The organism is Vibrio sp. McD22-P3 (genome assembly GCF_021568915.1).
Taxonomy (GTDB): domain Bacteria; phylum Pseudomonadota; class Gammaproteobacteria; order Enterobacterales; family Vibrionaceae; genus Vibrio; species Vibrio mediterranei.
The window spans coordinates 31,578-53,006 of sequence record NZ_JAKGTN010000022.1 but is presented as its reverse complement, the minus strand read 5'-3'; the positions used below and the strand labels follow the sequence as shown (position 1 = coordinate 53,006).

The following is a 21,429-nucleotide window of genomic DNA, read 5'->3' as shown; positions in this document are numbered from 1 at the left end:
GCGACGTTTTTTTGCGTCGCTTATTTGTATTCGTTAACCCGATAAAGACTCCCATTGAGTTGGGTTAAGAGCCTGAGGTTTTATCTGTACCCGACCATCTCTAGCCCTGCAAATACCCTGATTTACATCCCATGCTCCTTCGCGAATGTACTTGTGTATGCCTTGCGTACCCTGTTTATAGTACGAATCTAGTTTTCCTCTATAACCGTAATAAGTACATTTGTCATAACCCCAGCCATACATGTAATCCGCCAGTGCTTGTGCGAAACTGCGTTTTCCGTTGAGCCACGAGCCACTATTGCAGTTATAGCACTTTATCTTTCCTCTAAAAGATTTGGGCAAACCGTTTTCTCTAAGTCTATCAACAACAAATCGGTGGCCTAGTTCCTTACCACCTTTCGAGGTTTTAATATACTCGCTACCAGGTTCGCCGTGTCCTCTAATATAGATTTGGTCATCGTTAGAAATGGTTTTTAATTCGTTTATAACGGTTTTTGGTTCATACCAAATCTGGATAGCCTCTTTATTCTTGGTGTTTAGCAGGTATTCAATCCATTGATGGTTTTTTCTGTGACCAGCGAATGTAGATAAACCGCCGCTATCGGTGGGCTGATCACCATATTCTATGTATGACAATAAGTCTGTTGTTGGTGTTGGCATATACAATATTATTTTCGCCATGAAAATTCCTTTTTATCCATTTAAAACATGTGGTTAAAAGGTGATTTGACCACAAATATATCCTAGTAAATGACAGCAAATGTTCTGATCTTAGATTAAGAAATGCGACCTTGTACCCAAATCCTGATGTCAATATTGCAACGAATAAGCACTAATGCAGTTTAAAAACTGAGAACTGAATGCATTTTTAGCAACATTTCAAGCAGCGGTCTCAAGAAATACTATTCTTAATGAATAAGTTAGTGTGGTTTGGGGTTTGAGTATGGTACCAGTTCTTTACATGCAGCTAGGCGATGTTGTGTGGAAAGTATTTGCCGATGGATCGTGGGAACGCGTATCGAATGACGAAGTATTGTTAAAAGGGGTCCAGTTTGTAAAGCAAGAAGTTCAAGAACTCGGCGAAGATGTTCAATTGTCTGAGACACAAATTGCTGATACGGAGCGCGTGTTATCTCAGACGATAAATAACCTATCTAATAACATTACAAATGCAAATGGGACTGTTGATGAGACCAATTCAGGCTCTAGCGACAGTGCAGGGTTTGTCATTGCCTTAAAAGCAACTTTGGATGAAACGATCGCTGAAGCAGGATTTGATACCAGGCCAGGAATATTTGACTCTCAAGAAACTCGACCAGAGTTACTAGCACTCGATATCCTCTCAGAGCAAGCTCAAATCACGGTAGATATTTTAGATGGTGGGGATGGTTACGAGAACCAGTTCGAGGTACCAAATGTCACAATTGTCGGAACAACAACCGACGTTCGTGACGGCCGAATAGTTCAGATAACGATTTCCGATCAACAAGGTAATATTGTAGAAGCTCAAGCAATCACTCAGGACAATGCATACTCTGCCACTGGAGTTGTTCTAACAGAACTAATGGAAGGACCGTTGAGTGTTAATGCCGCTGTTTCTGACGACTTTGGTAATAGCATTTCTGCTAATGACGAAACGATAAAAGATACACTGGCGAACATTACCGTTGAAGCAGATGGTTTTGGTGACGACTACCTTAATGCCATAGAGGTTAGTACAAGTGCTTATTTGGGTAGCGTCGCAAATGTTGAATCTGGACAGCCTATCAATTGGGTAATTACCGATGAACAAGGTAACTCGATTACAGGTTCATCTACGGTTGATGAAGTCGGAGTGTGGAATGTCAACACTCTGGATGTAACGACTCTAGAAGATGGAGTCTTGATCATTGAAGCTTCCACCATCGATATTGCAGGTAATCCTGCAAACTCCACCGATACCATTATTAAAGATACTCAAGCCTTTATTACGGTATCGATCGATGACATGGATGGGGTCATCAATGAAAACGAGATAACTAACTCAACCATCTCAGGAACGGTGACTGATGTTGAAGACGGTCAGATCGTTGAGATTGTTATTACAGGCCAAAACGGATCGCCGCTTAATCTAAGTGCGACGGTAACGAATAGTGCTTGGAGCGTATCTGGTGTTGATCTATCTTCGTTTAATAATGGACCACTAAATGTGGTTGCTTCCACCGTTGACGTAGCCGGAAACCCAGCGTCAGCGGCTGATACGTCTACGATTGATGTCGTAAAGCCAACTATTGATATTGATACTCTGCAAGGGTTCAATATCCTTTCGTTTCGTGCTGGCAACCTGACTACTCTGCAAGGAACGACAGGACTCGTAGAAGAAGGGTTACCTGTTACAGTCATTGTGAGTGATGGCGTAACGACATTGGAGTTTCAGGGTAATGTAGATAACTCTGGCAACTGGATGGTCAATGGTATAGACATTGGTTTACTCGATAAGGGTGTTGAGTGGACACTAGACGCAAAAGTTTCAAACGCGGTCGGGAACACTGCTATCGACGACATGCCGACCATTATATTACCGGAATCGCTGGCATTTTCTGACACCGTAGTGGGGATCTTTGGTTCCCAAGATAAAGAATCGGATATACGCATTCAAAATGCAGACTTTAAATTTTATGAAGAACAAGACTTAATTGATCAGCTCACGTCCAATGGTTTGAGCATAACGGTAACGGTGACAAACCGAGTCATAACTGGCGTTCGTAGTGACGGTGAAACGGTATTTATTGCTACATTAGCCGGTGATTCGGTGAACATCGCTTTTAAAGAAGTGATCGATCAAGATGCGCCATTAAACTCCATTCAAACGGCTCTTTTAGTACAAGGAACTCAAACTGACGCAGACGGCACCACGGAAGTGGTTATTGGGCATTTACCAATAAACATCGTTGATATCGCTCCGGTATTGTTTAATGATTTCTATTTTGTTACCGAGGGAGAGGTTCGATCAGGTAACGTTCTGAATAATGATATCGATCTCGATGGCGCATTAACCATATACAAAATAATCGTTGATAATGTGGAGTACGCGATCAGCGGCAGTACTCCAACGGTGGTAACTTTATCTGAAGGGCAGCTCAGTGTGTTTGCCAACGGACACTACAACTTCGCTGCGAACCGAAATCAAGACGCTTCGACTAATCCTAAAATTCAATTCGATTATTTTGCTAGTGACCAAGAAAATGATTTTGGTCAGGCTACTGCGACCATCTTTATTCGTGACGGTGATGCCGGTGAGGTGTTAGAAGGTTCTACGTCTTTTATTGAAGCTGACGCCGATTTGCGTCCCCAGACCATCAATGCCCAGTTCTCAGTTGCTCCAGGATCAGATAATCCAGATCCGAATAGTCTCTTTTTTGAAGCTTCGACTATCAACTTGCTAGATAACCTTGCCCTGACCAGTGGTGCCAATCTACTGGCCCTGAGTTATAGCCTAAATAACGATTCGACGGTCATTACTGCCACGTCGGGCAGTCAAACAGTCTTTACCATTACCTTATCAGGCGCAGTATCTTCCGGTGACTCTACGTATGTAACGGGTAATGTGAAGATAATCCTTGAGCGCCCTTTAAACCATCCGAATAAAAACGATCTGCTGAAACTACCTTTGCTTATAGGAGGAAAAGACACAGATGGTACCGATTTAGAATCTGGTGAGTTTACTTTGTTAATTGAGGATGGTTCGGATCCCGTATTAACGTCAATTAGTGATGCTTCCGTATCAGAAAGCGATGTCAGTACTGATTCTGCTTCGGGCGCTGGTCAATTTGATGTTGCACTCGGTGCCGATGATCTAGACACAAACATCTCCAATAATGCCTCAGTATACTTTGAGATTGGCGAACAGCCCTTAGTGTATAGCAATGGAGAAGAAGTGCTTTACACCTTAAGCCCCACAGGTTCAATTTTGACAGGGTACATTGGTGATATTTCGAATGTGGTTTTTATTATTTCCTTTACTTCACCGGATGCAAGTACAGGAGGTTTGGTTGACTACACGTTCGAGCTAAAACAGCAAATAGATAATACCTCTGATCCGATGCAGCTTCCCTTTATTGTTACCGCAAGAGATTCTGACAAAGATGTCACCAAATTAACGTTGAATGTTACCGTTAATGATTCAGGCGAAGCATCTTTAGGTACAACTGCGCTTGACGTCACTGAATTACCAAAAGGCACAGCGCCTGATGAAATAACAACGAGCGATAGCAGCGCAATATTTATTACCGCGTCGGAAGACAATATCGTCGAAGTGGATCTGGGTATTACAAGCGGTAATGCGGTTGTTGATTCGTTAGGAAACCCAATTACCACTAATGGGCTAAACATTGTTTGGCGCGACAACGGTGACAAAACGTTTGATGGTGTTGATGAAAACGGCGTAGTTGTGTTTCGAGTGGGCTTGCCAAATGATTACGAGGTCGAATCTGGACTCACATCGAGTTTCCAATTGTCGTTTCGAGTATTTAAAGAGGTAGACCATGGCAATGATGGTAGTTTAAATGAGTTATCTATTAACTTACCCGTAGTGGCAAGAGATGTTGACGGGACTGAAACAACGGCAGTATCGACAGTAAAAATCTATGATGGTGGTGACCCCTCTTTAGTTACTCATGACCTTGCGATTTATGAAGCGCTTCTCGCTGATTCTCCTGAAGTGGATATTGTTCTATCAAATGCGCTTGAATTTGTGCGAGGGTCCGATGCGATAGTGGCAATAGATATCGACCTATCGACCTTTAACGCTGCTGGTTATTCCAGTGGCGGCGACAATATCATGCTCACAGCGAGTAACATTGATGATTGGTATATTGCTAGTCAGGCGATATCTGGTGAAGAGGTTTTTCGAATTCGATTGAACCTTGATGGATCTGCAGAGTTTGTTCTTACAAAGCCGCTCGATCACCCTCTAGGTAATGGAACCAATACATTGGATATCGATTTCCCTGTTTATGCGACGGATGCAGATGGGGACATATCGGTAGTAACAAACCTGACGGTAGTCGTAACAGACGATGTGCCCTCAGTGACTAGTGAAACTCTAGAATTGACAGAAGGTGAAACCTTTTCAGGCAACTTACTCAGTACATCTGCTATGGGCGTAGATGGCGCCACGATTACATCGTTTAAATACGAGTCAACAGAATATGATTTCTTAACGAATGACCCTGAAGTCATTACGCTTACTAACCAAAATAATGCTAACTCGAGTTATGGCACACTTACATTGCATTCTGATGGTAGATATACCATTGCAACTGATACAAATGTAGATGCAAGCCCAGCGTTGGTTGACGATATCGAATTCACCGTCACTGACTTTGATGGCGATACGGTGACGAGTACCGCTTCATTGATTCTAGATGACTCAACAGGAGTCATACGAGTTACCAACACTGAGATTCGAGAGGATGAAACGGCCACATTAGATATCAAAGTCTATGTGGGTGATTTCGACCAAAATGAAAATGTCAGTGCAATAACGTTGAGTGACCTTCAAGGCGGGACGCTTTATCTTGATAGTGTGGCTTTAGTTCCCGATGGAAGCGGTGTCGTTACCTTGACAGATGCACAGATCTCTAAAGGTGCAGGAGACTATTTTGTTCCTGATGGTGTGTTGACTTATGTCCCTAAGCAGAATGAATCGAATACCACCCTCACTGGGAATGTCGTTGCTTTAGTTATTGGTGCAACGATAACTAGGACTGGTGTGGCGGACGAAGATGTTAATAGTGAAAATCTAGATATTTCTGTGTTGCCAGTGGCAGACGCTCCTGACTGGGCAAGCTCGCAGTTTGAATATGCCTTGACGGAAGATATCGACAGAACATTCCCACTAAATATTGATGCCCAGTTAGCCGACACTGATACCTCAGAAAAACTCTCCTATCAGATCTCTAATATTCCTAACGGTATAACGATCAAGCTTGATGGCAGTAAGATCGTCGAAGGTAAAAGCTATACTCAGAGTCAGTTGGACCAGATGACGATCACGGTACATAAAGATCTAGCAGGTGAGTTTAGTTTCGATATCAAAGCTATCGCGACAGAAAAAGGCAACAGTTTTTCGAGCCCTGACGATAAGACTGAAGAAATAGCCAATGTCGTGGTGATTAAAGTCTCTCCCGATGCAGATCAGCCAGAGCTTACGGTTAAAGATATCAGAGGGCTAGAAGATCAAACGATAGACCTAAAAGAAGCCATTTTCGGTAATTTAACGGACACTGACGGTTCAGAGACTCTTAAATATGACATTGTAGTTCAAGATGGTTGGTCATTTACAGGTAGTGGTTATCAATTAATTTCAGCAAATACGTATCGTGTGGACTCTGAGGCGATATTGAACTCACAAGCGTTACTAGTCCCAAAACAGGATATCAGCTCGGTAACTGAATCCCTATCGATTCAAGTGACTGCGGTAGCAATCGAGTCAACCATCGACGGTTTAGCACCGGTGAATGATGAAGCCTACAGTGATTCAAAGACTATCAATATTCATCTTAAAGGTGTTGTAGATCCGCCCATCGCACAAGATGGAGGTAATGGTAATTGGGACTTCGATAGCAATACCAATACAATTCAATCGATAGGGAGCTTTCTTGAAGATGGCCTCGTGCCATTAGACTTCGAGTTCATCACAAGTGATGATGATGTGTCTGAAACGCTGAATATTTTGATCACTAATATACCGGATGATATTTCTTTGGTAGATAGCGCTGGTAATCCAGTAGCACTTACCATCGCAGAAATTGACCCTATTACAGGTAATATCTACCAGGTCAGTAATAGTGAACTTGCTGCTCTTTATATAAAACCGCTCGAAGATTTCAGTGGACGAATGACCTTTGATGCAACGGTCGTGTCGACAGAGCAAGACGGCGATTCAGGTTCCTTTGACTATACAGTACAGATCGATTTGTTACCGGTCGTTGACCAGAGCGATGGGTTATCTGTAGTGACCACAGGTGTAGAAGATGCACAGATATCATTGAACCTAGAGCCAAGAATTAGTGGTGACAACGATAAAAGTGAAACTTTGACAGGTTATATTATCGATTCAGTGCCTTCGGATCTTACGCTCTACTTTGATGGTACAGTTATCAGCGTTCCGTCTTCAGGTTTGGATTTGGAAACACTACTCGACGCTACAACACCGACATTAGATAGCTTGCTAAATAGTGGGCGTCTTAGCGTCGTACCTAAGGAAGATCTCAGTGATACGTTTAGCATACCAATCCGTTATGAAGTAACTGATACGTCTGGATTAGGAGATACGAGTGAAAAAACGATAATTGGTGAACTGACTATTGCTGTCGCTGCTAAAGTTGAAATAGATACTCGTTTAGAAACATCCATTGATTTGTTTGTTAGCGATGACGGCTCGCCTGTTGATGTCTCTTCAGCGGTTAAGTTTATCGATGAGGACATAGATGGCTCAGAGTATCTTGATTATATCATTTTAGAGATTCCCACTGGTTATGAACTTTTTGTGACTAGCTCAGGCAATGAGCCTCAGCAAACACCAGATGGTAATTGGTTGATATCAGCGCAAGGATTAACGAGTGACTCGATCCAAGAGTTGGGTAAATTGATTCTCGATGGCATTTCAATTGAGAGTAAAACAGACACGCCTATTCTAGATATTGTTGTAAAAGCGCGAGTCGTTGACGGAGATGACGCTCGTTATATTGATGGTGTCTTTCAAATTCAAGTAACGGGACACAGTGGTGGAGGTCAACCCTGTGATCCGATCGGACCGCCAGAGCCTATCGAAACTGGCGATGATATAGAATTCGATGAAGGGACAGAGGTCCTAGACTTATCAGGGTTGCTTGATCCTGATATTGCCAGTGATCCAGACAATGAGATTTCGTTTTATGTTCCTACCTCGTCTCTACCGGACGGTGTAGAGCTTCAAGGGAATGGCGTGATTCCTGTTTACGATAATGATGGCGAACTCATTGGGTATTCGATCAGTCAAACAGGACTGAGTAATTTGCAGATTACAGGGTTAGATGAAGACTTCGCTGGCTGCTTATCTTTTTCAATAGAAACGACGGAAACTTCAAGCTGTGATGGCTCTTCACTGACGACAACCCAAACCATTAACATTGACATTAAACCCGTGGTGGATGAGATCATTTTATCGACAGCGTTTACCGATATCGATGAAGACGTCACTACTGATCTAGACCTAACGTTAGTGTTGGGTGATTCAATTGAATTAGGACAAACCGTCATCGGCGAAGGTGACTCTGCAACCGGAAAGGAAACGGTCAATTCCTTCACTATCGCAGTTTCTGGTGGTGCTCAGCTCTCTGCAGATGGGGATCCTAGCTGGTTGGTTGATAATGGTGACGGTTCTTGGACATTAACTGATGTGACTAAACTACCGGAAGTAAAACTCGTCCCTCCAGAGAATTTCAGTGGTGATTTATCGTTAACAGCAACCGTTTCAATTACCGATAAGACAGATTGTCTTGCTGAGACAGATACTCAAATTAAAACCGTCACCAAAATCGTCACTATTAATCCTATCGTTGACCCTGCAGATCTAGTAACAACTGATATTTTGGGCGATGAGGATAGCTACATTTCACTTGCGACGCTAAGTGCGGACCTGATCGATAAAGATGGCTCTGAAAATATGTCTCTCAGTCTGTCAGGGGTTCCCGAAGGTGCGGTCGTTGTGATTAAGTCGGGGTCTAGTTATCAATTAGTACCTAATAATGGCCCAGATGGCGGGACGTTTAATGGTTCACCTACCTATGAATGGCAGTTGGATGTCGCCACGCTGAATGACACCTTTATTCTGCCACCCCTGGACTTCAGTGGTGATATTCCACTTGAGTTAAGAGCCATTACCCAAGAACTTGCCACAGGTGATACTCGAATTACTGAATCCAACTTTACTCTTGGGGTAAAACCTATCGGTGATGACATCGAGTTTTTTGGATTGCCAGATTCGGTATCGGGGGATGAAGATGCAGTGATTGATATCCCCGTTGAGATTACCAGTTTAGAAACGAATAGCGATGAGTCTCTAACGATAGTCGTCACGGTTAAAGGGACTGACGACCCCAATGCTATTGATGGTATAGAAAGTATAAGGATAGATGGAAAAACAGCGAAATTTGTTCATGAAGGTAATGTTGCAACCGCTATTGTTATTGTAAGCGCTAGTTCCATTAATAATATTGAACTGTTTGCCGGTAACGCTTTTGGTGAAATAGATATGACTATCACTGCCGATACTCTGGATCAGAATACAGTGCTTGGCAATCGAGTTTATGATGCAGGTCCATTCAAACAAGGTACGGTTCACCTTTCTATAACGCCGGAGCCAGACGAGCCAATTCTTACTCTTGAATATGATGCTATCTACTCGATTGCAGAAGGAAATATACCGTTAGGGCTCGAACTGTCATTAGTGAATCCTGCGGATAGCGAGACGGGAAAGCTGACCATTATTGGATTGCCATCAGATATCACGTTATCCAAAGGACAAGCAAGTGGGAGCGATTGGGTTGTGGACTTAGCTGATGTTGCCGATCTGGCTATAACAGGATATCCAGTCATCCCTAGTGATAGTCCACTGGAATTTACTTTAACCTTAGAACCAAGTGCTGAACTCAATGGCAATAGCGCCGATGGGCTCAGCACTGAGCTTCAAATAACGCTCTACGATACGAATGCCGCGATTGATGACAGTGCAACTTCGGCATTCGAAGACGACCGCTTTTTGGGTACCAGTAAATCCGATACATTTGACGGTAGAGGTGGTGATGATTTTATCGATGGTGGTAACGGCAGTGACACTTTAACTGGAGGGGCTGGGGCTGACACGTTTTATTTTGGTGCTGATGAGCTAGGGCTTATCACTCATACCGACACCATCAGTGATTACGATACGGGTGCTAACACTGACTCTATTGATTTGAGTGATATCCTAGCGGGCGTGTCGACGGCTGCTGAGGCAGATCAACAAATGGATCTGGTCCAAGAAGGATCGAACGTCAGGATTGACCTTAAACCTGATGGAACAACGGTTAAGCATCACATAGTTTTAGAAAACACAACACTGGAACAGTTATACGGAGGGAACAGCACCAGTGGAGTGGCTGAAGTTGACATTATTCAAAAAATGATCGACGACCAAAACCTAATTTTGTCTTAAACCAATCTAAGTAGTAGGGAAACGCAGTGGATAAAACAGACAAGGATTATTGGTTACAGGCTATACAGTGGTTATGTAGGCACTTTGAAGTGCGTTGTCATCCAGTCAAAATAAAATCTGGACTTCCTTTAGATGAAGGAAAACTGTCCGAGGGGATATTTTCTAGAGCTTTGGAACGGCTTGGTATCGATATTATGGAGTTGTCGATTGCAGATATCACGAAAGCAGCATTACCATTGGTCGTTGTTGAGTCGGTGACACGTAATCCATTGATTGTGATAGGTGTGGATGGACAACAGATTACATACCTTAATGTTGAACAAGAGTTTAAACAAAGTACGGTCGATATTTCTGAATTTAGAGCACAAATAGACACCGCGTTATGGCAAATCAATGCCAACAGCATAATAGATGAGAGAGTCGATGACCTAAAACAGCATACTCCAGCGCATTGGCTATTAATGGCAATCAAGGAAGTACGCCCTTGGTACCGTGACTTGCTGGTGGCCTCGTTTGTAATAAACGTGCTCGCACTCGTTGTCCCTTTATTTACTATGAATGTTTATGACCGAGTGGTGCCCAATCAAGCCTTTAACACACTGTGGGTTCTGTCGATTGGTGTGGCTATAGTGATTGTATTTGACTGGATACTCAAAGAGTCACGAAGTTCGGTTACGGATATGGCCAGCCGCTACGTTGACAACAAACTCTCATCACAGCTGTTTAGTAAAACAATGGGGATGAGGTTAGAAAACCGACCTCAATCTGTTGGTGCATTTTCAAGACAGCTGCAAGACTTCGATTCGGTCAAAGAGTTTTTGACCTCTGTAACGTTAGTCACACTTGTGGATCTGCCTTTTACGTTTCTATTTTTGGTGTTAATAGGCTGGTTAGGTGGGGCGATGATGCTAATTCCTATGGGCGTCATGCTACTTCTAGTAGTCATCAGTGTTGCTATGAAAAGGAAAGTAGAAGGGACGTTAGAGGAAACCTCCCGTCTTTCTACTCAACGCCAGGCGCAGCTCATTGAAAGCCTCAACGCACTGTCTGAAATCAAACAGAACAATGCTCAAGGTTTACTACAAAAACGTTGGGAACAGGTCGTCTCATCTCTTTCTACGTGGCAAAGCCGTTCACGAACCTACACAAATATTGTTTCGCATTGCATTCAATCTAGCCAACAGATAGTGACGGTGTCACTCATTGTCTTCGGCGTTTATCAGATCTCAGAAGGTCTGCTCACTATGGGAGGCTTAATAGCGATAGTGATGCTAAGTGGACGTGCTGGAAGCTCGATTAATCAGCTGTCGATGCTAATGCTGAGATACCAACAATCAAAAACAGCAATGGAAGGGCTAAATCAAATCATGAGCTTGCCTCAAGAAGATACCAGCCATCAGGTGTTGGAACGAGGTAGCTTTAATGGTCATATCAAACTCGATAATGTAGGTTTTGTCTATCCCGAGATGCACGCTGAAGTGTTATCAGGAATCGATATCGAGATTAAAGCAGGCGAAAGGATTGGCATTGTAGGGGCCGCTGGAGCCGGTAAGTCTACGTTAATGTCTTTGCTGTTGAAGCAATATGAGCCAAGCAGTGGTCAAGTCTACTTTGAAGGCTTGGACTCAAAATTATGGCCTCATAGCGTGTTGCGTGAAAACACGGGTTGGGTTGCTCAGCATAGTGTGCTGTTTTTCGGTTCTGTTTTCGAAAATATTACCTTTGGTGATACCCAGTTTGATGAGCAAAGATTGGGGTACGCAATTCAATACTCTGGGTTGAACGATTATATGCCTCGGCTAGTCAATGGATTAGAAACTCAAGTTGGAGAAGGTGGGCGAAATTTATCTGGAGGGCAACGACAAGCTGTGGCGTTAGCGCGAGCGTTGTATCGTCAACCAAAGCTACTTGCATTAGATGAGCCAACCAGTGCTTTAGATAGTCAAGCTGAACAGCGTTTCTATCAGGCTCTATTAAGAATGCCTAAAAATATCACCATGGTCATTAGTTCTCATAGGCAGTCATTCCTAGCTTTATGCGACCGTGTAATAGTCCTTGAACGGGGGAAAATTGCGCTAGAAGGATCGCCCAAGGATATTTTCGAACGTCGATCTAGTAAACACAAAGTCAAAAATATCTCCGTCATAAAAGGAGGTAGCCATGAGCACTAGTCACATCGAATGGAACAATCGTCAATTGGCTTATCGCTCCAGAAAGCTAATTTGGATTATTGCAGCTTTAGTCACGGTTATTATTGGTTGGGCATCATGGGCAACGCTTGATGAAGTTGTCGTCGGAGAGGGGTCAGTCGTTCCAAGTCAGTCTGTGCAAACCATTCAGTCTCTAGAGGGCGGGTTGATAGAGAACATACTAGTGAGACAAGGTGACTCGGTCATAAAAGGGCAGCCATTAGCGATTTTGGATGACACACGATTTAGAGCGTCATTCCAAGAGTCGGGTAAGCAGTTTGATAGCCTTGCCGCACAAAGAATCCGCTTAGAGGCGGAGCTGGCATCAGTTAAAGTCGACAACCAACAAAGTGATTGGCAAAAACAGGTAACAGTGACGCCTTTCGATATTGTTACCAACGATACCTCTAGTGCGGCGCTATTTAATGCAAAGGCTAACTATTATGAACGGCTAGAGCAAGTCATCTCAGAGCTAGAAGAATCAAAACTTAGAATCGAGCAACAAGCACAAGCGGTTAGTGATACTCAATCTAGCATTCGTACTCTGCAAAGTAGTTTAGCGATAGTTAAGAAAGAACGTGATTTACTCAAATCTGTCGTTGAAAGTGGTGCGGTGGCTGAAGTGGAGTTACTTAAACTGAATCGCGATGTCATCAGACTGGAAGGCGATTTATCGAGTGCAAAGGTTTCTGCTCAAAAACAGCGAGCCGCTTACGCTGAAGCAATAGCTGATCACAGAGGTATTGCGCTCAATTATCGAACTAAGGCTCAAGGTCAACTCAATGAAATCTCCGCGACGATAGCGCAATTGAAAGAGAGCCGACAAGCCATTGCCGACCAACTACGCCGAACTCAGATTGAGTCACCAGTAGACGCCACCGTTAAAGAAGTGTTCGTTCGAACCATTGGCGGTGTCGTTCGACCTGGTGAACCGATTATGGAGTTGGTACCCAAAAATTCGGGTTTGATCGTAGAAGCCAAGATTGCTCCCAAAGATATTGCTTTTATTTCAGTAGGTTTGGAGGCAACAGTCAAATTTTCGGCCTATGATTTTGTTATATATGGTGGACAAAAAGGCAAGGTGACGTATGTCAGTGCCGATGCGTTGCAAACTGAGGATGGTGCGGCTTACTATCGAGCTCACATTGAACTGGATCAGCAAGCACTCGAAGAAAAATCCTTTACAGTCATTCCTGGAATGCAGGCAGCAGTGGACATCTTAACTGGGGAAAAAACAGTTTTGAGTTATTGGTTAAAACCAATACTGAGAGCGAAACAGAACTCTTTACGAGAACGATAATAACGACAAGGAAAAAGTATGCGTTGTTCAAAGCTCATGCTGTCTATGTGTGTGGCGTTTGCATCTCAAGCTCACGCGATCTCACTAGAAGAGTCAGTAGCATTTGCAATCGATTATAGTCCAGAAGTACTTGCGCAGTATTCTAGATATCAATCGGTAGTTAGAGATGGTGATGCCGCAGGTGGTTATCGCTTACCGCAAGTAAATTTGTATGCTGCGGCAGGCGTAGAAGAAACTCGCTATAACAACGGCAATTATATTGACCCTGATGATAGACGACTAAATCGAACCGAATTAGGCGTTCGGGTATCACAGCTCTTATTTGATGGATTCGGTACTAGTGCGAATGTAAAACGCCTAGGCTATGAAGCAGAAGCTGAGCGTCTAACCCTGATTTCAAGGGCAGAAAATGTATCGCTTGATGTTGTCAGAATATATTTAGAGCTATTAGAAGCAGAAACGTTACTGCAATTGGCCAATAGGAATGTGCTCGAGCACCAAGAAATCTATCAAGACGTTTTAGACAAAAAACAGAAAGGGTTGGCAAGTAACTCAGATCTAGCACAGATCTCAGCACGTGTTGCGACCGCTCAGTCATCTCAAATATCGGCCCAAAACAACCTCTATGATTTGAAAACACAGTTTTTGCGCTTAGTGGGCAAGCCTGGCAGCGAATTGGTCTTTCCAAAATTCGACAGCGGATTGCTCCCGAGTACCCTTGATACGGCAGTTCAACAAGCGGTTGATAACCATCCTGAGATTCAAGCTGCAATGATTGATATGGACGCCGCAAGGCAAGAGATTAGACGTGAAAAAGGCGATTATTATCCGGAAGTTAAATTGGAGTTGCATGCAAACAAAAATCGTAACGTAGGTAACGTAGTGGGCCCAGACGAAGATATGCGCGCCATGGTGACGCTGGATTACGATATTTTCAGTGGCTTTTCAACCAATGCACGAGTGGAGTCTTCGGCGTGGCGTTTGGAGGAGGCACGTGCCATAAGAGTACGAACTGAACGTGAAGTAAGGGAGGGTACTGAACTTGCGTGGAATGCGTACTCAATGTTGGAACAACAAATTCGCTTGCTTCAACAAAATGTCGATGCGGCAAAAATCGCTGAACTTGGTTACATCCAGCAATTCAATGTAGGACGACGCAGTCTGCTTGATGTCTTGGATGCCAAAGTTGAGGTCTTTCTTGCTAGACAAAACTATATCCGAAGTAAATACGACCGTACCTTCGCTGCATATCGACTGCTAAACGCGATGGGCGTGCTGACGTATGCATTACGCGTTGAACATCCAGACGAGTGGCAAAAAGAAGGAGAGTCGTCATGAAGCGATTATTTATCATGGGGCTCCTTCCTTTTGTACTTCTTGGCTGCGCTGAATCTCCTAACGTTAAAACCAATAGACATCAAATTGATGATTTACGTGATCAAGACCAAGATGGTGTTATTAATCAAAGAGATCGATGCCTTGATACCCCCAAGCAGGTTGCGGTCGACAATACTGGCTGCGCAGATTGGCAAATTTCTGACAAACCAGTGGTTGTAAGTATTGATTTTGATTTCGATAAATCAAAATTACGTTCCGACCAAACGTCTAAAGTAAAGCGACTTGTCGATATGTTGGAGCAATACCCCAACTCAAATGTGGTTCTAATAGGGGATACTAGCTCAGAAGGAACCGACACTTACAACAAAGCGCTGGCTAAGCGCCGTACTGGTGCGATCCGTAATGAGCTTGAGCGAATGGGTATTGAATCAGAACGCATTTCGGAGCAGGAGTTCACGCAAACAACGTATTACACAGAACAGCTTCATAAACGTAAGCGTCGAACGATAGCGGTTTTTTATCGGCCTGAAATGAAAGTAACCGAGGAGTGGGATATCTTTACTTCGGAAAAAAACTTAAGCAGTGCGACTAAGGTGGAGGCTCCCAGTGAATAAACTGAGTACGGTAATTATCGGTAGCATGGCAGTTTCTCCGCTCGCCCTAGCAGACCAGCAAATGACACCGCCTTCTATTGTTGCGGTTGAGCACAACTTAGTCCCGTTAATGCAGGCATTGGTTGATGCAAAGCAATTAGATATCACTGTTAAAGGCAGTACTGATGTTCCTTATAGCATCACTAACAACAAACTTGCCATGGGAATTAGCTCTCGTAAATGGAAAGACAGGGAAGTGGCAAAATTTGTTCAAGTACATGGTTATAAGCCAACGGAGTTGTTCTTTACGGCTGATGTGATAGCAATTGTCGCCAATAAAAGCAATCAAACCCAATCTATTTCTGTGGCGGAGCTAAAACGAGTCTTTGGCTGCCATTCACAACCAGATGTGGTGAGGTGGGCGGACGGTAATGGACAGAGCACTATTCCTATGGTTCCTTTTGCTATCGACAATCAATTAGTAATGCACAAGGAGTTTTCAAGTTGGGTTACATGTAAAGATGACGAATACGCTGCGACGCACTTTGTGTCTGACAAACCAACATTTTTAAATGAAATTTCCGGTGAGGAAGGGGCGCTCGGTTATACCGTGTATAGTGATGAGCTGAAAGATACCAATATTTTAAAAGTCACCAACCGTTTTGGTGAGTCTTATGATGTGAATAAAGAAACGATATTGTCTGGACGTTATCCTCTGGCTAGCGTTTATTACATGTATCTAAATCTACCTCCGAATCGAGAGTATTTTAATGAGCAAGAAGAGTTCTTTATTGGCTTAACGTTGTCAGAAGAGCAGAAACCAGTGCTCAATCGATATGGATTCATCAGTTTGCCGCCAGAGGCTATTCAACGTAATCGAATTAGACTAAGGCTAGATGAACCCATGATAGAAGGGGGATATAAATGAGTTCTTAAGCATTCTAGCCTAAGAACTCTTGATTGAATGGCTCTAGCTGTTAGTTTCCAAAATAGGCGATGACGACTTTGTCGTCGCCTAATTCTCTTGAAAATACGTAAGCGTTATCATTCGGCAATACCGTATGTTTTCCTGCACCGATGGCTGGGTGTCGATCTCTAAATTGTCCAACTGTTTCCCAGTGCTTCAACAGCTTTTGCTTATCATTTGAAAGCTCCCAAATCATGTCCGAGCGAGTACCTTGATGGAAGTCATCTGCATAAGGACCGATGTTTCTTCCCACCTCATCGCCGTAGTAGACTTGAATCGCACCAGGGCTTAGTAGCAGGGCGTTGGCCGCATTTCGTTGCATGTCATAGTCTTTAAAGCGGCTAAAAAACAGTTCTGTGTCATGAGAAGACATGTAGCTTACGGGATTAAAATCAGGTGAACTTTGAATGGTGTCAGCGTAATGCTGATAAGTGTCTGCCATTTGGCTAAAGCATGCAGCGCCTTTGTCGAGCTTCTTTTGCATATCAAAGTTAATTAAAGCATCAAACCCATCATCAAAGTAGGGGCTTCTGTAGGCGCTGTGCCCCCAAACTTCACCCATCATCCAGAAAGGCTGTCCTTCAACGTTATTTTCTGAACGCCACAACTCAAGACTAGACGTCGCTTCAGCTTTGAGTCTTTTCCAGACCTCGCCTTCAACGTGCTTGACGGTATCAACTCGATATCCATCTATACCAAAGCGTTTAACCCAATCAGTTTGCCATTCGATTAAGTAGTCGGCCACGGTATAATTGTCTCTTGCGACTACTCGTGTGCCTGGGTTATTTAGTAGAAACTCTGGTGGTTGAACGGTTTTATTTGATTCTGTTTTGAAATCTGGCAGACCTGCAAGGGACAAAGTTGTATCACTAGAGCCTGGCTTATCATAGCCAGGTAGCCCAGTTCTTACCCAATCAGGTCCCCACCAATCAGCCCAATTGTGTGAGTTGTAATTTATATTGATGTGATAACTGTGCCAATTTTCACCTTTCTTAGGTGCCCAGTGTGCCCAGGTCTTTGGAAGTATATTGGTAGTTTTGGCAACATCAATGTGGTCGAATTGTAGGTCGGCAAGTGTTGAATAGCCTGGATGATTAATGACTGCGTCCAACAAGACCTTTATCCCTCGCTTATGGGCTTCAGAAACAAGCTGCATCAAATCATTGTCATTACCAAAGCTCTGGTCAATTTTGGTGAAGTCACGAGCCCAGTAACCATGATAGGCATAAAATGGAAACGATCCACTATCACCACCCCCAACAAAACCATGTACCTGCTCTACGATGGGAGAAAGCCAGATCACGTTGGTACCAAGCGTTTTAATATAATCTAGCTTCTCTGTGACGCCTTTTAAGTCGCCACCATGAAATGTCCCGACCTCATCTTTACCATCTTTTTGACGTCCGTAAGGTTGTATTGCCTCCGGGTTAGAATCTTTAAAACGATCGACCATGACGAAATAGATGTTGGCGTTTCTATAGTCGAACTTGGTGTTCGATTGGACTGATTTAACTGGCTCTAACAAGGTTAGACCGCCACTCGATGCGTTTGGTTGTAGTGAGACTTGACCATTATGAACAGTGACTACTGAACCTGAAAACACATCTTTCAACTGTGTCCCATCGGGGTAAGAGCTTCCTAGATCAATAGTCTGGAGCTGGTTAGGGAGCCTTTCGCACTTAACATCTGGTATTGGACGTTTAAACTCAGTTTTAGCCACTTTTTTAGGCTGTCGTTTAAAGGTTAATGTGTGAAGTTTTTCATCGTAGCTAAAGGCGTAGTCTCCGGTGAACCTAATATTCAAAGGCAAAGTAGATGTTTTACCGCACAGGAGAGGAACTGGAGTGTTGAACTTGACCTTATTGGGCAACTCATTATTGCAGAGCGTATCTGTAGCGCTGATCTCGAGCTGATACTTATCTTTATTAAGAGTGACGACTAATGGCGTTGTAGGGTCGAGTGGATAGTCTCTGCTCGTTGTAGAGGTAAAGATGGTTAAGTAGGGTGATGCAAATAGCGATGGCGAAGCCAACAGCATATAAGTAAGTAGGGTCTTATGTTTCATGCTCATTCCGTTGTTCTAATAATCCGAGGTTACTATAAGTTGCCTCAAACGGTCTCACATCATTCTCATGCTCTACGCCTCAAAGTCAGAGTAAGCTCACATAACAGATTCTTAAGGATGAGTTAGAGGGGGATGAGTTCGTAGAAAGAAATAAAAGGTACTATAGAGAGATGAAATTAAGAATACTGTTGCTATCACTTCTGATTCCCTCTATCTCCTTTGCTATGACTACATGGCCATCTCGTTATGTGATGGGAGAGTTGCCGTTAAGTACCTTAAATCAGGTTAGGTCTCTGTCTGATGTATATGACTGTGGTGAAATAGAACATCAGCGTTTTTGTGGTTTTGATACAAAATACCGTGGCATTCCAATGGTGGCTGAGATCGATGTTGTGAATCAGTCAGTAGCGCGAGTGTCTTTTTTCATACCAATGACTGTTACAAATTACACAAGGCTTCAGACGTTACTGCGTTCTGACGGCTATCAATTAAAAAGCGTTAAAATAGCGGGTAAGGAATTGATTGTTGAAGATTTAATCAATCAGGATTTACCTCATATAGCCGATAAGAAACTCATAGAATTTTTGAACTTATATCCCATTTCTGAGTCCAAACTATTTACCTGGATCCGTAAAAATGAGATTCAGAATACGTTAGCAACAGAAACGCTTTTAATGACAAGTGACAAAGAGCAAATCATGCTCACTTGGGACTTTCCCCAGCTTTCTAACACTGTCACACAATAGTCTTACGACTGTCATTTCAATGTTACATTCAAAAAGTAACTTGAATTGCGTAAAGTATAGAAGGAGTTAACCATGAAAAAGATGAGACGTGCACAGCTTCATCGTTGTCGTATTCAATACTGGAAAGAAACAAACCAGAAAACAACGGATAAAGTAAAAGCGTAATCAAGCTTTACAAACCAAGACGTGAAACCAGCATAAAAAGAAAGTGCTGGTTTTTTCGTTTTTAGCTCACAAAAAAGATAGACAACCTCAAATTTGAGGCATACAATCCGCTCGTTTTGGGGAGTAGTCACCCGTTTATTTGTCGTCATCTCGTTAAGTCTAGAGCTTATCCGGCAAATAAGAGCGCAGACAGCGCTTTGACGAGACCAACGCAATCAAATGCTCAGTATTTTGTTACTGAGTGAAGTATTTGTTTGTGGAAGGTCGACACCCATACTCTTCGTCCTTCCGCCTGGAGGACTTATGAGCCCATCTATTTATGTTTCTTTCTTTGTACTAACGCTAGCTCTGGTTGCGTTGGACATATATCAAACTCGCGGTGGTCAAATCTCTATTCGCAAAGCAGCGATATGGAGTGTATTTTGGTTTCTACTAGCGTTTGCTTTTTCTACAACGATTTACTTATTCTGGGACTTTTACGCTCCAGCAAGTGATTACACTGCGGAAAAGGCGACGGTGTCTTTCTTAACAGGGTACCTATTAGAGAAATCGCTCAGCGTGGATAACTTGTTTGTGTTTGCAATTATCTTCCACCAGTACGCAGTACCTGAACATTTGCGACCAAGAGCTCTGCTTTGGGGTGTTATAGGTGCATTGGTTTTAAGAGCAATCATGATCAGTGTTGGAGCTCAGTTACTTGCTGAGTTCCATTGGGTAATGTACTTATTCGCGGCGTTCTTGATCTGGACAGGTATTAAGCTTGCTAAAGACTCAGGTGAGGATGAAGTAAACCCATTACCTGAACGTGTAATTAGAAAGCTAGTGCCCGTTACAGATGATTTTCATGGTAACAAGTTATCTATTATCGAAAACGGCAAACGTGTATTTACGCCAATGTTAGTCGTAATCGGTGTGATTGCGTTTATGGATATTATGTTTGCTCTAGACTCAATTCCTGCGATTTTTGCAGTTACTAGAGAACCGTTCTTAGTACTAGCGGCTAACGTATTTGCTCTGCTTGGGTTACGTTCTTTGTACTTTGTACTAGAGGGGATGATGAATCGTTTTGTTTACTTAAAACCAGCGTTGTCATTCATTATGATTTTCATCGGTGTGAAAATGGCATTAGTAGGTTCAGCTTGGGAAATTCCAACCTGGGTGTCGTTAAGTGTGATTCTTGTGACTATGACCGTAGCAACGGTTGCATCGCTCTATCGAGAAAAGCGCGAACCGCACATGGTGGATAAGAATAGCTAACGACAAATAGCAAAAAACCTCTTAATTATAAGAGGTTTTTTGTTTAACAATAATACAACAACAATATTGTTGTTACGTATATGGTTTGCTATTTATGCATTTATTTAAGCATATTGTGACTATGTAGTCACCATTTTGGGATAACATTAACTGGCTGTTGTTAATGTCTTGTTTTATTAGAATAACTAATGCGAACACCCAAATTTTGTCATTTTTTAAACAGCGTTTTTTTGCCTAATATTGTCACCAACAACAACGAGTTACCCAGTTTTTAAGAGAGGCAATCATGGCACAAGCAATGAACATCGAAACTATCGCTGTACCCTCTATGGAAAAGAAAACCTACGCGGTTAACTTCAAAGGATTGATTGCACATTTACTAGACATTATGTTCGGTAAAGGCGAAGTAGAGAACACTTACTACGCAAACGAATTATCTGGTCACATGCAGCGTGATATCGGTATAAACCGATAAACACAAAGAATTTGAAAAAGAGCACCTAGTTATCTAGGTGCTCTTTTTTTTGCTCGTTTTAATAATCTTATACCTATCAGTGTTCTTCAAAACCACCTTTTCTCTGTAACGTTTT

General features: G+C 42.9%; 11 protein-coding genes. 9 read left to right on the top strand and 2 right to left on the bottom strand.

From position 1 onward, the window contains the following. Window positions 1-33 precede the first annotated feature (33 nt). Window positions 34-681 (bottom strand): hypothetical protein, encoded by a 648-nt coding sequence (locus L2W36_RS21850; protein ID WP_006073580.1) that lies wholly within the window; start codon window positions 679-681, stop codon window positions 34-36. Window positions 682-943: 262 nt separating this feature from the next. Here L2W36_RS21850 and L2W36_RS21845 point away from each other — a divergent pair, with 262 nt between their 5' ends. From L2W36_RS21845 to L2W36_RS21820, 6 genes are read left to right on the top strand one after another with little or no spacing between them, the layout of a single operon-like run. Continuing rightward, window positions 944-10,219 carry a T1SS-143 repeat domain-containing protein gene (locus L2W36_RS21845; RefSeq protein WP_236111622.1) on the top strand — a complete coding sequence of 3,092 codons (9,276 nt, stop codon included), beginning with the start codon at window positions 944-946 and terminating at the stop codon, window positions 10,217-10,219. Between the two features lie 26 nt (window positions 10,220-10,245). Then, on the top strand, window positions 10,246-12,390 hold the full coding sequence (locus tag L2W36_RS21840; RefSeq protein ID WP_236111621.1) for a type I secretion system permease/ATPase: 2,145 nt from the start codon (window positions 10,246-10,248) through the stop codon (window positions 12,388-12,390). Continuing rightward, window positions 12,380-13,708: an HlyD family type I secretion periplasmic adaptor subunit gene (locus tag L2W36_RS21835; protein WP_124942130.1), complete on the top strand. Its 1,329-nt coding sequence runs from the start codon at window positions 12,380-12,382 to the stop codon at window positions 13,706-13,708. Before L2W36_RS21840 ends, L2W36_RS21835 begins: the two co-directional genes overlap by 11 nt. Window positions 13,709-13,726: 18 nt before the next feature. Further along, window positions 13,727-15,046: a TolC family outer membrane protein gene (locus tag L2W36_RS21830; RefSeq protein ID WP_006073589.1), complete on the top strand. Its 1,320-nt coding sequence runs from the start codon at window positions 13,727-13,729 to the stop codon at window positions 15,044-15,046. Further along, window positions 15,043-15,660, top strand: coding sequence for an OmpA family protein (locus tag L2W36_RS21825; RefSeq protein WP_236111620.1), 618 nt, complete (start codon window positions 15,043-15,045; stop codon window positions 15,658-15,660). Before L2W36_RS21830 ends, L2W36_RS21825 begins: the two co-directional genes overlap by 4 nt. Further along, window positions 15,653-16,567, top strand: a complete 915-nt coding sequence (locus tag L2W36_RS21820) for a PstS family phosphate ABC transporter substrate-binding protein (RefSeq protein ID WP_236111619.1) — start codon at window positions 15,653-15,655, stop codon at window positions 16,565-16,567. The genes L2W36_RS21825 and L2W36_RS21820 overlap by 8 nt, the downstream gene beginning before the upstream one ends. A 49-nt stretch (window positions 16,568-16,616) precedes the next feature. Here L2W36_RS21820 and L2W36_RS21815 read toward each other — a convergent pair whose 3' ends face one another. Continuing rightward, window positions 16,617-18,671 (bottom strand): alpha-amylase, encoded by a 2,055-nt coding sequence (locus L2W36_RS21815; protein ID WP_236111618.1) that lies wholly within the window; start codon window positions 18,669-18,671, stop codon window positions 16,617-16,619. A gap of 170 nt (window positions 18,672-18,841) precedes the next feature. On the opposite strand from L2W36_RS21815, the gene L2W36_RS21810 reads away from it, so the two are divergent. The 3 genes from L2W36_RS21810 (at window position 18,842) to L2W36_RS21800 (ending at window position 21,314) form a co-directional block, all read left to right on the top strand. After that, window positions 18,842-19,417, top strand: coding sequence for a hypothetical protein (locus L2W36_RS21810; RefSeq protein ID WP_031494935.1), 576 nt, complete (start codon window positions 18,842-18,844; stop codon window positions 19,415-19,417). Window positions 19,418-19,885: 468 nt separating this feature from the next. Next, window positions 19,886-20,839 carry a TerC/Alx family metal homeostasis membrane protein gene (locus tag L2W36_RS21805; protein ID WP_236111617.1) on the top strand — a complete coding sequence of 318 codons (954 nt, stop codon included), beginning with the start codon at window positions 19,886-19,888 and terminating at the stop codon, window positions 20,837-20,839. A 286-nt stretch (window positions 20,840-21,125) separates the two neighbouring features. Beyond that, a complete protein-coding gene (locus L2W36_RS21800; RefSeq protein WP_006073603.1) occupies window positions 21,126-21,314 on the top strand; it encodes a hypothetical protein in 189 nt (62 codons plus the stop codon). Window positions 21,315-21,429 lie beyond the last annotated feature (115 nt).